At 39.1% G+C, this 14,213-nt stretch carries 12 protein-coding genes; 7 read left to right on the forward strand and 5 right to left on the reverse strand.

Going from position 1 to position 14,213, the window contains the following annotated elements; all coding sequences use genetic code 11:
* Nucleotides 1-18: 18 nt before the first annotated feature.
* The 3 genes from BHF68_RS08715 to BHF68_RS15240 all read left to right on the forward strand — a co-directional run bounded on the left by BHF68_RS08715 (nt 19) and on the right by BHF68_RS15240 (nt 3,085).
* A complete protein-coding gene (locus BHF68_RS08715) occupies nt 19-1,308 on the forward strand; it encodes a BaiN/RdsA family NAD(P)/FAD-dependent oxidoreductase (protein ID WP_218070343.1) in 1,290 nt (429 codons plus the stop codon).
* 246 nt (nt 1,309-1,554) lie between these two features.
* Nucleotides 1,555-2,301: a stalk domain-containing protein gene (locus BHF68_RS08720; RefSeq protein ID WP_069643266.1), complete on the forward strand. Its 747-nt coding sequence runs from the start codon at nt 1,555-1,557 to the stop codon at nt 2,299-2,301.
* A gap of 124 nt (nt 2,302-2,425) precedes the next feature.
* Nucleotides 2,426-3,085 carry a stalk domain-containing protein gene (locus BHF68_RS15240; RefSeq protein WP_069643267.1) on the forward strand — a complete coding sequence of 220 codons (660 nt, stop codon included), beginning with the start codon at nt 2,426-2,428 and terminating at the stop codon, nt 3,083-3,085.
* A gap of 123 nt (nt 3,086-3,208) precedes the next feature.
* Here BHF68_RS15240 and BHF68_RS08730 read toward each other — a convergent pair whose 3' ends face one another.
* Nucleotides 3,209-4,111 carry a M48 family metallopeptidase gene (locus BHF68_RS08730; protein ID WP_084019318.1) on the reverse strand — a complete coding sequence of 301 codons (903 nt, stop codon included), beginning with the start codon at nt 4,109-4,111 and terminating at the stop codon, nt 3,209-3,211.
* The gene (locus BHF68_RS08735) at nt 4,111-4,656 is read right to left on the reverse strand and encodes a LemA family protein (RefSeq protein ID WP_069643268.1); all 546 of its coding nucleotides are present in this window, start codon (nt 4,654-4,656) and stop codon (nt 4,111-4,113) included. The genes BHF68_RS08730 and BHF68_RS08735 overlap by 1 nt, the downstream gene beginning before the upstream one ends.
* A gap of 250 nt (nt 4,657-4,906) precedes the next feature.
* Here BHF68_RS08735 and typA point away from each other — a divergent pair, with 250 nt between their 5' ends.
* The gene (typA, locus tag BHF68_RS08740) at nt 4,907-6,712 is read left to right on the forward strand and encodes a translational GTPase TypA (RefSeq protein ID WP_069643448.1); all 1,806 of its coding nucleotides are present in this window, start codon (nt 4,907-4,909) and stop codon (nt 6,710-6,712) included.
* 68 nt (nt 6,713-6,780) lie between these two features.
* Here the strand turns inward: typA and larA are convergent, their stop codons facing one another.
* Nucleotides 6,781-8,052 (reverse strand): nickel-dependent lactate racemase, encoded by a 1,272-nt coding sequence (gene larA / locus BHF68_RS08745; RefSeq protein WP_069643269.1) that lies wholly within the window; start codon nt 8,050-8,052, stop codon nt 6,781-6,783.
* 160 nt (nt 8,053-8,212) lie between these two features.
* On the opposite strand from larA, the gene BHF68_RS08750 reads away from it, so the two are divergent.
* Nucleotides 8,213-9,523: a Na+/H+ antiporter family protein gene (locus BHF68_RS08750; RefSeq protein WP_069643270.1), complete on the forward strand. Its 1,311-nt coding sequence runs from the start codon at nt 8,213-8,215 to the stop codon at nt 9,521-9,523.
* Between the two features lie 142 nt (nt 9,524-9,665).
* Here the strand turns inward: BHF68_RS08750 and BHF68_RS08755 are convergent, their stop codons facing one another.
* A complete protein-coding gene (locus tag BHF68_RS08755) occupies nt 9,666-11,321 on the reverse strand; it encodes a CoA-disulfide reductase (RefSeq protein ID WP_069643271.1) in 1,656 nt (551 codons plus the stop codon).
* Between the two features lie 10 nt (nt 11,322-11,331).
* Nucleotides 11,332-11,886, reverse strand: coding sequence for a GbsR/MarR family transcriptional regulator (locus tag BHF68_RS08760; RefSeq protein ID WP_069643272.1), 555 nt, complete (start codon nt 11,884-11,886; stop codon nt 11,332-11,334).
* A 282-nt stretch (nt 11,887-12,168) separates the two neighbouring features.
* Between BHF68_RS08760 and BHF68_RS08765 the strand changes: the two genes are divergently transcribed.
* Together BHF68_RS08765 and choW are read left to right on the forward strand one after the other, a co-directional pair.
* Complete coding sequence (locus tag BHF68_RS08765) at nt 12,169-13,380, forward strand: quaternary amine ABC transporter ATP-binding protein (protein WP_069643273.1); 1,212 nt, start codon at nt 12,169-12,171, stop codon at nt 13,378-13,380.
* The gene (gene choW, locus BHF68_RS08770) at nt 13,381-14,211 is read left to right on the forward strand and encodes a choline ABC transporter permease subunit (RefSeq protein ID WP_069643274.1); all 831 of its coding nucleotides are present in this window, start codon (nt 13,381-13,383) and stop codon (nt 14,209-14,211) included. It abuts the gene before it with no gap.
* Nucleotides 14,212-14,213: the final 2 nt, after the last annotated feature.

Below are 14,213 nucleotides of genomic sequence, written 5' to 3' on the forward strand. Positions count from 1 at the left end.
AGGGGTAGGTGTATATCTTTGCGTAATAAAACTGTAGTGGTCATAGGCGGTGGACCTGCGGGAATGATGGCAGCTGCCACTGCTAGTAGTCGTGGTCTAAAAACGATTCTACTAGAAAAGAACCAATTAAAAGAGCAAGTGCTTTTAGGGAAGAAGCTTTTAATAACTGGGAACGGTCGCTGCAACGTTACTAACAAAACTGATACAAAAGGATTAATTGCAAACATACCAACTAACGGGAGATTTTTGTATAGTGCATTTAGTAGATTTTCACCTTCAGACACGATTGATTTATTGGAGCGCTACGGAGTTCCAGTTAAGGTCGAAGACCGTGGGCGCGTACTACCTCAATCAAATCGCAGTAAGGATGTAGTAAATGCTCTGAGAAGGCATGCAGAGGCATGTGGGGCAGAGATTCGAATAGGACAAGTTACATCTATAAAACAAGATGATTCAGAGGGTTTTACTATCTTTTATCAAGATGCTACTGGTAAATCCATTAAGGTTAAATCTGAGAGCCTTATAATAGCCACTGGCGGCAAATCATATCCTCAAACGGGATCAACGGGAGACGGCTACCGCTTTGCAGAGGGTCTTGGGCATCGGGTAACTCCGTTAAAAGGTTCACTATTGCCGCTAGAGATTAAAGAGTGTTGGGTAAAAGACCTCCAAGGACTTTCATTACAAAGCGTGCATGTTGTTGTACAAGAGCTTATGAATCAAGACGTAAATGAAATAGAGCAGACTGTAAAAGGTAAAGTAGTCTATAGTGATTCTGGGGATATGCTGTTTACCCACTATGGTGTCACTGGCCCAGTTATCTTTTCTGCTAGCTCCAATATAACAACATCCGCTGAAAAATATAGAATTGTTTTTGATATATTGCCAGATTACACGGAGCGGCAGCTTGAAAAAGAGCTGTTAGAGCTGCTAGCATCAAATGGGAAAAAGCAAATATCTAATATATTACAAGAATTATTGCCAAAGCGCTTAGTTCCAATAATACTTCAACTTTCAGAAATGCCATATGATAGGCAAGCACATCAAATCACACAGGACAATCGTAAAGAGATAATTAGAAATTCTAAGGGGTTAGTTTTAAATATTAATAGATTACGACCAATTGATGAGGCAACGGTCACGTCGGGTGGGATAGATATAAAAGAAATCAACCCTAAATCAATGGAGTCGAAAATAGTAAGCAATCTTTTTTTTGCAGGTGAAATATTAGATGTAGACGGTTATACAGGCGGCTTTAATATTCAAATAGCGCTATCAACAGGTTTTGTTGCTGGTGATAGTTGCTAAAAAAATGTTTTGACAAAAACCATAAATATGATGATATAATGAAACTAGTACTAAATTAGAAAACATGTAACATTTAGATTACAAATAGTTTTTTTAGGAGGATTTTAAGGTATAAATACATAATAATTAAAAGGGAAAAAGTCTAGGAGAAAACCCTATGGTGCTCTGAGTCAATAATAAGTATAAATTATATTAAATGAAGTTATTGTGAATGGTCTTGGCTAATTATGGGTGGAGGCTAACGAGATGAACAGTCCAAACAAGATTTACATAGCGTTAATAGTAACGATATTTTGTGCATTGATTATGGTAAATTATCTAGCAATTGGATATAATGCTACACAAGAGACCTTAGAGTTTGAAGCGGCTGATAAACCACTAGCTGAAAACAAAGGAAATCCTATAAGAGTCGTGGGCAGTCAATTAGCTAACGCTTTAAAAGAAATAACTAGCAATACAACAGCAAAGCAGGCAAATAACCAAGAAACTAGCAACAGCAATAAAGCTGCAAAATCTACTAATAATGGACAGACCAGCAATAATAGAACAGATAAAGCATTTGAAGGTGAACAGCAGTCAGATGTCACTGTTATTCCAACTATCAACGATGAAGATATACATACAGTAGATTTCAAAATGTTAACACAATCAGGGAAAGTTGATATAGTCGACATAGAAGGTATTACTTATTTGGATGTTACTTCTTTAGCCAGTTGGTATAATAGAAGATTAGGCTGGAATTATGAAGAAGAGCAATTTATTCTTATATTGTTTGGTGTTGACTTCCGTGGCAAGTCATTGTCGGAGGAAATATATATCAATGGTAAGGCGACTAGTTTAAATGAACCAATATATATAATAGACTATCGTCCATACATACCTGCCGAAGCTTTTGCACAAAGCGTTGGTGCTGAGATTAAGCACGAAGATGAATTGTTAGAAATTCGTATTCGTAACTTTGCAAGAGTCGCAATGACACTTCTCAGATCCTAGCAGTTTGCCATAGATAGATCTACAATTCAACAGGGTGCGTTTGATGAGTGGATTCTATATATGTTTTTATAGGTGAACTATTTTTAGCAATTATTAAAAAATATAATAAGGAGGAATTACACGAATGAAAAAAGTAGTATGGTTTTTAGTAGCAGCTATTGCTTTATTAGGTGTTGTTGCTTTTGATGCTCAAGAAGCAAATGCATTTCCAAATATGGGGTCAGAATGCTGGGCTTCAGGATGTCATGATGGTGTAGCGTTACCAGTGTTACCAGGGCATGAGCCACCAGCTCCTGCGCCAGCACCAGCACCAGCTCCTGCACCAGCACCAGCTCCTGCGCCAGCACCAGCTCCTGCGCCAGCACCAGCTCCTGCACCAGCACCAGCTCCTGCACCTGCAGGCCCTGTAACAGCGACAGTAGATTTCAAACTATTCGGTGTTAATGGTAAAGTTGATGTAGCTGTAATTGATGGTGATGTATATGTAGGTATCCGCTCAGCGGCTAATGCTATGGGAGCTGACTTAAGCTTTGATGCAGCTACTAAGCAAGTTGTAGCGAACGCTACATACAGCTTAAACAACACTTATGGATTTGAATTAAAGGCTAGACAAGGTGAGAAAGGTGTATCTGTAAACGGAACTCCTTACCTTCTTGATAAGCCAGTAGCTAATGTGAATGGAGCTCTTTATGTACATGCACATTCTATTGCTAAAGTAGCTAGCGAGAGATCAGGTCAATCGCTAACTGTTAGTTTAGTTAGAAACGTTCTTGAGTTAAAATAATAACGCACCCAACTTAAAATTTGAGAACAAAGAAAAAAGCCTCATAGCGAGGCTTTTTTCAATTAATAAGTGTCAAATATTTAATGCTTATTACAATATTTACGCACCATAGAAAGTAGTTAATTACATTTTGTCTAAAGCAGCTATCCGTCTATCAATTGGTGGATGTGTACTCAGTAAATGGCTAAGCTGCGAAGGTTTCATTAGTGGATTTACAATGAATAGGCTCGCAGTTGCTTCACTTGCAAATCCATCCTTCTTTGCTTTCTCAGGGTTACTCGCCTCAGCAATTTTTCGTAAAGCTGAAGATAAACCCTTTGGATACCCTATCATGCGAGCTGCTGTCGCATCTGCTAAATATTCGCGACTCCTAGATACAGCCATTTGCACAAGCCTTGCCAAGATTGGAGCTAATATTATAGTAACAACTCCTATTATTAGCATAGCAGCATTTCCTTTATTGTTTCCCCCGCCACCTCTTCTAAAGAGCATGGAGCGGGTTCCGAACTCAGCAAGATATACTAGCGTACCAGCTAGGACTATAACAATTGAAGAATACAAAATATCATAATTTTTAATATGAGCCATCTCGTGCGCAATAACACCTTCTAATTCTTCCCGATTAAGCCTATCCATTAATCCGCGTGTAACAGCGACAACACCGTTTTCGGGGTTTCTACCAGTAGCAAATGCATTAGGTACATCTGTTTCAATTACATAAGCCTTTGGTGTAGGAATACCAGCAGCAATAGCAACTCCTTCAATAGTGTGGTACAAGTATGGTTCTTGCGCCTTGGAAACAGGCCGCGCATTTGCCATTTTCAATATAACCTTATCACTATTGTAATAACTATAAAAGACCCCGATAGCAGCAATGACAAAGGCTATAATTGCAAATGTAAAGCTTGCAGCGGGATCAATTAAGTAGCCGATAAAGTAAGAAGCAACTAATATCAATCCAATAAAAACAATAAGGAAAAATACGGTGTTTCGTTTATTACGATTAATTTGCTGATACATTTGCATTAGAATTGCACCCTAACTGCTTTTCTTGCTTCTTCACTTTCGACAGCGAAAGAATCTGCTGGTTTGAAGTTGAACATATTGGCAAAAATATTATTAGGAAATACTTGAAGTGCGGTATTATAATCCATTACTGAATTATTATAACGTTGCCTAGAGTACGAAATTTTATTCTCAGTACCAGCTAATTCTTCCTGTAGCATCATAAAGTTTTGTGAAGCCTTTAAGTCAGGATAGTTCTCAGATACTGCAAATAAAGTCTTTAGGGCACCAGCCATCATATTCTCAGCCTCTGCCTGTTCTTTTACATTTCCTGCATTCATAAAAGCTGTTCGAGCCTTTGTGACATTTTCTAAGACCGTTTTCTCGTGTTCCATATACCCTTTAACCGTTTCTACAAGATTTGGAATCAAATCATAACGGCGCTGAAGCTGAGTATCAATACCTGCCCATGCATTTGCTACAGCATTTCTTTTGGCGATTAAACGGTTGTACGTTATAATCGAAAATAATGCTAAAATTATAATTGCGGCAAAAATCCATAACATAAGTTTTCCTCCTTTGTTTGACAATAGTATTTTTATTTTATAGTTTGCTTTGCTCTGCATGATTATATTTTAGCAATTAATTGCAGAACTGAATAGCAATATGCTAAAAAATAATAAGAAAAAAAGAATGCAAAAGAAAACAATCTATGACATAATACTATGGTGTCTATTTGAAAATAATAACAATGAAACAAATAGGAGCAATATATATAGTATATTGAAATTTATTAAGGAAATTGGAGAATCAGTGATGAAAAAACGTATTCAGAATCAAAATGTAAGAAATATCGCTATTATTGCCCATGTAGATCATGGAAAAACGACATTAGTAGACCATATGTTGAAACAAAGTGGCACATTTAGAGCTGGCCAAGATGTTGATGATCGTGTAATGGATAGCATGGATTTAGAGCGCGAGCGTGGAATTACCATAGCGGCGAAGAACTGTTCAGTATATTGGAAAGACGTTAAGATTAATATCTTAGATACACCTGGCCATGCTGATTTCGGCGGAGAAGTAGAGCGTGCACTTAAGATGGTTGATGGAGCAATTCTGCTAGTTGACGCATCGGAAGGACCACTGCCACAAACTCGTTTTGTACTTAAGAAGGCTTTAGAAGCTAACCTGCGTATCGTTGTGTGTATTAACAAAATAGATCGCAGCGACGCAAGGCCACAGGAAGTTTTAGATGAGATATATGATCTGTTTATCGATTTGGATGCATCCGAAGATCAGCTAGAGTTTCCAGTTTTATATGCTATTGGTGTAAAAGGCCAGGCGCAATTGACGCTTGATGAGGAGAACGATAACTTCCAGCCTCTGTTTGATACAATAGTAGAAGAAATACCAGGTCCTTCACATAACCCAGAAGAACCGTTCCAAATGCTTGTGACAAACTTAGATTACTCAGAATATCTTGGACGTCTGGCTATTGGGCGTGTTTTCCACGGAACTGTGAAAAGCAATGATCAACTAGTTTGCATTAACGATAAGGGCGAGCAATTACCATTGCGTATCTCAAAGCTGCAGGTCTATGATGGACTGAAACTTTTAGAAGTAAAAGAAGCTGAAGCAGGCGATATAGTTATTTTAGCAGGGATTGAAAACGTTAAAATTGGTGATACAATCACGAACAAAGAGACACCTAAAGCATTGCCGAGAATTACGGTGGACGAGCCTACGGTTTCGATGATGTTTACGATTAACACATCACCTCTATCAGGTAAAGAAGGTAAAATCGTTCAGGGAGCAAAAATTCGCGAACGACTTTTCAAAGAAACCTTAAGAAATGTTGCTATTAAGGTAGAAGACGCTGAAGCTAGTGATAGCTTTATCGTTAAGGGTCGCGGCGAGCTACAAATGGCAATTATAATTGAACAGATGCGCCGAGAAGGCTTTGAGTTTACTGTTGGACGACCGATTGTTATCTACAAAATTGAGGATGGCAAGAAGCTAGAGCCAATTGAGCGATTATTCGTTGACTGTGATGAAAACTTCGTAGGAATCGTAACAGAGAAAATCTCATTCCGTAAAGGCCGTTTGATGAACATGGATAATAAAGGTAGCGGACGCACGATGATGGAGTTCTCTGTGCCTTCTCGTTCATTGTTAGGATATCGTAATGAGTTCTTAACAGATACTAAGGGTACTGGGATAATGAACTCATACTTAGAGGGTTTTGAAGAGTATCGTGGTGACTTCCCGACCAGAATTAACGGATCACTGGTTTCAGATCGCCAGGGTACTGCCGTACCATATGCTTTATTTAATTTAGAGCCAAGGGGAATTCTGTTCGTACAACCAGGAGACCCTGTATATGAAGGTATGATTGTCGGGGAGAATAGCCGCAGTCAAGATCTTAACGTAAACCCATGTAAGGAGAAGAAGGCAACTAACGTTCGATCTTCAGGTAAAGATACAGGCATCGTATTAACACCTGTATTACCAATGACTTTAGAGAAGGCTATTGATTTCATCCGTGAAGATGAACTAATAGAAGTAACACCGAAATCGATTCGTTTACGTAAAACAATCTTGCAACAAAATATGAGGTAGATAAGAGATAGCTCGGTGTCGATTAAATTGATACCGAGCTACTTCTATCTATACGCTGTCCAACTAAATTACTTAATAATAACCCCAACCCCATCTGGAATCACAGTAATTGAAGCGTCCCTACCTTTAATTTGCTGTGCTTTTTCTATTGCTTCTTCAACAGTTTTCGCATATTCCATGTGCATTTCATTCACAAAGCTTGCCACACTTTCGTCAGCAACCACAATTACCTTATGCTTTAATAATATTCTAGCTAAAATTTGCGATTGCCACTGATCTACTGGTGTTTGATCCTCTGGTGTTTTCATAAACAGGTCCATCGACTCTTGAGGTGAAGGAAAATCAGCTAATTGATGGTAGAAGTCCCTGCCTCCTAGACCGTCTTTACATGCAGATACCATTATAATTACAGATCCTGGCTTCGCTGTCATTTCTGCTGTAGTCATGCCTTTTACAGCTTGATATACATTTTGATCGAGTGGATAGCCACCGTTTGTGCTAATGACTATATCAGCTGGTATGGCCTCAGTTCCAGTAAGATCCTTTACGAATTCACAGCCCTGCTCATGTGCGGCAAAAGGGTTGCCAGCCACGGCATGAATAACTTCCTTTTCTCCATTAATCGCTACGTTTAATATAAATGCCAGCTTAGCCTGCTTAGCTGCCCAAACCATATCTTTATGAATTGGATTACGTTCTAATTCGCCTGCACGTGCATATGGATTTGAAAGAAAGGTGGAGTTATGGTTATAAAGTACAGTTTTTCTGGACGCTATTCCTGGTAGAATACTTTTCCGACCTCCAGAAAAACCTGCAAAGAAATGGGGCTCGATAAATCCTTCACTGATTAACAAATCAGCTTCGACAGCAAGTTTATTTATCCATAGCTCACCGCCAGAAGGAAGCACCCCTAAATAGACCATGTTATCTAAATCCGTAGCAACGTGATTGATTACGTTCACTTGATCTAAAACATCTTGGCCGTGCCGTTCCATTAATTCCTCATCAGTACTAACTCGGTGTAGGCCAGTAGATATTAACAATGTTGGCTTTGCATTTGGATTTGTTTTTTTGATTTCTTCGAGAATAATAGGCATTGTAATGCGGCTGGGAATAGGGCGAGTATGGTCACTGGTGATAATAACGATATTTTTCTTGTCTTTTGCCAGCTCTGATAGAGGAGGTGAATCAATAGGATTACTAATTGCGTTTCTGACGATTTGTTCTTGAGAGAATTCAGGCTTGAAATCTTCGGAAGGAGGTGTTAGTACTTTTACATTACAACCGCTAGGAGGCGTAAACTCAATGCAACCTTTGTCATAGGGTAGACGAATCTCCACATTTAAACATCCTTTCTAAGTGAAATTTTTAGAAGAGTTTAGTTAATTATACCATAGCTCTTATTTTGGCTAAAGTTAGCTATTGCTATTCGTGCTTTAGCATGGTATAAAGGTAAAGAGCACTTTAGTATATTAGAGAGAAAAAGGAGAGGACAAAACAATGCTATTTAATCCTGTAGTAATCTCGGTAATTGTAGTCGTAGTACTCAGTTTAGCGAGAGTGAATGTGTTATTAGCATTAATAGCTGGAGCGTTAGTGGCAGGCCTTGTGGCAGGATTACCACTTGGTGAAACAATTCCAATGCTAGTATCAGGAATGGATGGTCAATTAAATACAGCCTTGAGCTATATCTTACTAGGTATGTTTGCTGTACTAATTGCCAAATCAAAGATTACTAATGTTTTAGTGCAAATTTTGATTAAAGCTTTACAAGGGAAGCGCGGCTTTTTATTACTTGCAATTGCAGCCGTTGCATCTTTATCACAAAATGTAGTACCAGTGCATATTGCTTTTATTCCTATTTTAATTCCGCCGTTATTGGCACTATTTAATCGTATGCAGGTAGACCGTAGAGCGGTTGCGACAGCTCTTACATTTGGTTTGAAAGCTCCATATATACTTTTACCTGCAGGCTATGGGCTGATTTTCCATGGTATTATCCAAAGGGAAATGGAGGCACACGGAGCGACTATTGGCATAAGTGAAATTCCATTAGCGCTTTTAATTCCAGTTTCAGGTATGGTTGTAGGTTTGTTTATCGCAATTTTCTTTACCTATAGGAAGTCCCGTGACTACAAACCACTGGAAGAGAGTTCGTTATTAGACGCGGTAACACCTGATGAGAAAGTCTCCTGGAACAAGGGGCACACGTTTACTGTTATTGCTATAGTTGCAGCACTGTTTGTGCAGGTTCAATTTAGTTCAATGGTTTTAGGTGCCTTAATTGGTATTGCTATCATGTTAGTCTTTAACGTTGTTAGCTGGCGTAAGACGGACGATGTTGTTAACAAAGGTATCGCAATGATGGGTATGATTGCCTTTGTTATGCTAGTAGCATCTGGATATGCCACAATCTTAAGAGAAACTGGCGCTGTGGCAGAGCTAGTAGAAGTATCTTCAGGGATACTATCAGGTAGTCAAATTATTGCGGCATTTATTATGCTATTAATTGGTTTAACGATTACTATGGGGATTGGAACTTCCTTTGGTACAATTCCAATCATTGCAGCTTTATACGTACCGTTAGGTTTAGAGCTTGGTTTTTCTGTAATGGCTATTGCGGCATTAATCGGAACGGCTGCAGCTCTAGGTGATGCCGGTTCGCCAGCATCTGACAGTACATTAGGGCCAACAGCGGGCTTAAATGCTGACGGACAGCACAACCATATTTGGGATACTTGTGTGCCGACGTTTATTCACTTTAACATTCCGCTAATTATTTTCGGTGTAATTGCAGCAATTATTTTTTAATAGGATTATATTTATAGGTTCTATAAGATATGAAGATGGCAGAGGGAGTATCGTGAACTACTTGTTTAAGTAGCTTGCGATACTCCCTTTTTGTAATTCTATCATTTATTAGGTGTCCCTTTAGCGATGGTTATGAAGAAGTTTAATAGCTTAAGATTTGGTAGAGTCGATATCCACCTGAGATGTTATAGCAGGAATAGCCATGCTGCATTAAAATGCGACAAGCGATGTAGCTACGCTGTCCGCTATGACAATAAACATAGATTTCCTTGCTAGAATTTAATTCGTTAATATGTGAACGTAGATTATCAAGTGGCATATGAAGGCTATTGTCTACGTGGCCACGCTCAAATTCACTCGGAGTTCTTACGTCTAGTAAGATAGCCTGTCCCTGCTGTACTTTTTCAATAACATTATCGATGTCAGCCCAGTGCTGCTGATAGACTTTATTGGTTAATATATTCTCAATAGCAAAGCCAATCATATTGACAGGATCCTTCGCCGAAGAAAAGGGAGGTGCGTAGGAAAGCTCTAATTCGGCAAGGTCATAGGCTGTCATGTTCGCTCTGATAGCGGTTGCCAGTACATCACAGCGTTTATCTACACCGGTAAAGCCAATAAGCTGAGCTCCTAGAATCCGTCCTGATTCCTTGTCGAACAGGGTTTTGATACTCATGAAAGTAGCTCCAGGATAATAAGTAGCATGCGATGGTGAAAAGGTATGAATAGCATCATAATGATAATTGAGACCCGTAGCAGCTTTTTCATTAATACCTGTAGCTGCGATTGTCATGTCAAAAAGCTTTAAAATTGATGTGCCCTGAGTACCTTTGAACTGTGTATTAGCCCCCATGATATTGTCAGCCACAATACGACCTTGCTTGTTAGCTGGGCCAGCTAACGGTATATGAGATGGTTCATTTGTAACGAAGTTATTGACTTCAATAGCATCCCCAATTGCATAAATATGCTCATCAGATGTACGTAAATATGGGTCTACCTCGATTGCGCCTTTGATATTAACCTTTAAACCAGCATCTTTAGCCAGCTGACTGTCTGGGCGCACGCCTATTGATAATAGGACAATATCTGCTTTTACAGTACTGCCGTCGTTGTATTCAACAGCAAGACTTTCTCCAATGCTACTAAAACCATTTATAGCAGCATTTAGAATTAAGTTAACGTCGATATCACGTAAATATTGATGCACTTCACTTGCCATATCAAAATCTAACATTCGTAATATCTGCTGTGAACGCTGCATTAAGGTCACTTCAATACCAGCGTTTTTTAGGTTTTCTAACATTTCAAGGCCAATGTAGCCACCGCCAATAACTACGGCTGATTTTACATTATGTTTTTGTATGTACTCATGGATGCGATATGTATCTGGAATTGTACGCAGTGTAAAGATGCGCTCATCGTTTAAGCCAGGTATAGTAGGAATGACTGGTTCAGCTCCAGGAGAGAGGATTAATTTGTCATAGTTTTCTTCGGTTGTAGAACCGGATGATATATCTCTAGCAATCACAGTTCGTTTTTGTCGATTTATTTCGATGACCTCTTGGTTGATTCGTACATCGACGCGGAATCGGTCTTGGAAGGACTCAGGCGTTTGCAACGTCAGCTTATTCTTATCAGTAATTTTGCCACCGATAAAGTATGGTAGGCCACAGTTTGCATAGGATATATAACTACCTCGTTCATACATAATAATTTCAGCATGCTCGTTAAGACGACGAAGACGGGCTGCAGCAGAAGCGCCCCCTGCAACCCCGCCAATAATTACGATTTTCATTGGAAGCCTCCTAGAATGATTTAGTCTGTTCCAGCTTAGCTATATTATCGATTAACCAATGGTAATAATTAATTGCATAATCTATTTTTTCAATATCCTGCTGTGCATGGAATAATGAAGATTGAGGACTTTCCAATTGCTCACTATTAGGGTGCTGTTTAGAATTTTCTGTTGTATGTTCAGCGATGAGGGCTTGAAGTTCCTTCTTAGATTTTTGTAGTGATTCTAAGTTTGACATTATGGCTTTTTTCCACTGAATTGAAAAGTAATCGATAAAAATCTGCTGCCAGTCCTCTTTAGCTTGATAGTAATCCTTACGCTCACCTTTTTTCCATACACGCTCGACACAATTTAGTTCCATTAACGTTTTGATACCAGTACTCATGCTGGTTTTACTCATTTTTAGAGATTCCTTCATCTCGTCTAGGGTCATTGGTTCACCGTGAAAATACAATGTTCCGTATAAACGGCCAACTGAAGGTGGCACGCCGTACAGATCCATATTATCTGCAATTGACTCTATGACACGCTCCCGTGCTTTATCTAAGCGTTCTTGTGCGCCCATTGTTACAGCTCCTCATGAATAATGCTAATTTTTATTTCCTATTATTACATGATAAGAAGATTTAATTCAACTGAGGAATCGGAATTATTTGTGGGTATTTAGGAGTATTTATATGAAAACACATAATAAAGTTTGTACAGAAAAAACTTTACAGAGTTTACGCTGGATGTGGCGTTATAAGCAGTTTGTGGACATGAGTAGTATGATTATATACTTATACAGTAAGCAAGAATGCTGCGGAAATGATTGAAAATGTATAGAGCCAGCAGAAGAGGTGGAAAGATGGGGAAGATTAAAGTCAACCAATTGACAAAAATTTTTGGTAAAAATCCTAAAAAGGGGATTGAATTATTGGCCAAAGGTATGTCAAAGCAAGAAATTTTAGAGAAAACAGGATTAACTGTCGGAGTTAATCAAGCAACATTTGAGGTACAAGCAGGAGAAATATTTGTCATCATGGGATTGTCGGGAAGCGGTAAGTCTACACTAGTACGTTTATTTAACCGCTTAATTGAACCTACTTCTGGTCAAGTTCTTATAGATGGTGAAGATTTGGTTAAAATGAGCAAAGATCAATTACGTTATGTGCGTAGGAAAAAGATGAGTATGGTGTTTCAGAAATTTGCCCTGTTTCCCCATAGAAATGTGCTTGAAAACACTGAATATGGACTTGAGGTACAGGGGATGGACAAGCTAGAACGTCGGAAAAAAGCACAGAAGGCACTAGAGCTTGTAGATTTAAAAGGGTATGAAAACAGCTATCCAGATGAGTTAAGTGGAGGTATGCAACAACGTGTTGGTTTGGCGCGGGCACTTGCAAATGATGCCGATATTTTGTTGATGGATGAAGCATTTAGTGCACTTGATCCATTAATACGTAAAGATATGCAGGATGAGCTATTAGAGCTGCAGGAAACAATGTCAAAGACAATTATTTTTATTACACATGATTTAGATGAAGCGCTACGGATTGGCGATCGTATAGCACTCATGAAAGACGGAAACATTGTGCAAATTGGCACACCTGAGGAAATATTGATGAGCCCTGCTAATGATTATGTAGAGAAGTTCGTAGCAGATGTTGATTTGTCTAAGGTCCTTACGGCTGAGAATGTAATGATAAAAGCAGAAACAATGGGAGTTAGCAAGGGCCCTAGAGTAGCGCTGCAGCTTATGAAAGAGCGGAAAATTTCTAATATATTTATTGTAGATAAGAAACAGACCCTGCAAGGAGTTGTTACTGCGCACGATGCATCAAGGGCTGTAGAGCAGGGTAAAACAATTGAAGACATAATGATTAGAGATGTGCCTAAGGTCAGCCCAGATACGATACTTACAGACTTGTTTGAAGTTGTTGCAACAGAACCTATACCTGTTTCTGTTGTAGATGAGAATGGTCGCCTTAAAGGAATAATAATTCGCGGAGCAATTATGGGTGCTTTAGCTGGTAATACACCAGAAGATACTGATGCTTCGGGAAAAGAGGTGATATAGATGGATCTTATCCCGCGCATTCCCTTAGGAAGTTGGGTTGATGATTTAGTTAACTGGATGACAAGAGAGTTCTCTTTTGTTTTCGATTTGATTGCTAGGTTTATTCGCTGGTTTATAGAGACGTTCGTCGACATATTAGTGTTTTTCCCGCCATTAGCACTAATAGCTTTATTAGCAGCACTTGCTTGGTGGACAAGCCGCTGGCCTGTTGCTATATTTACGGTTTTAGGATTATTACTTATAGATAATATTGGATACTGGTCGCAGATGATTGACACATTGGCACTGGTAATTACGGCGGTAATTATATCGGTGATTATAGGTATACCGATTGGTATAGCAGCAGCCCAAAGTGATAGGCTGCAAAGCATTATAGCGCCGATACTAGATTTTATGCAGACGATGCCAGCGTTCGTATATCTAATACCCGCAATCTTGTTTTTTAACATCGGAGTTGTTCCTGGGGTATTCGCATCGGTCATATTTGCGATGCCACCGACAATTCGTTTGACTAACCTAGGTATTCGCCAGGTGCCTAAAGAGTTAATAGAGGCAGCAGATGCTTTTGGGTCTACTAGAAACCAAAAGCTATACAAAGTACAGCTGCCATTGGCAATGCCAACGATTATGGCAGGCATTAACCAAAGTGTAATGCTGGCTCTATCAATGGTTGTAATAGCTTCGTTAGTTGGGGCACCAGGTTTAGGGGCAGAAGTATATAGAGCTGTAAGTCAGATACAAGTAGGTAGAGGTTTTGAGGCCGGTTTAGCTATTGTTATTTTAGCAATTATGCTAGATCGAATCTCTCAAAATATATACAAAAAACGCTAAAA

Source organism: Desulfuribacillus alkaliarsenatis (assembly GCF_001730225.1).
Lineage (GTDB): Bacteria > Bacillota > Bacilli > Desulfuribacillales > Desulfuribacillaceae > Desulfuribacillus > Desulfuribacillus alkaliarsenatis.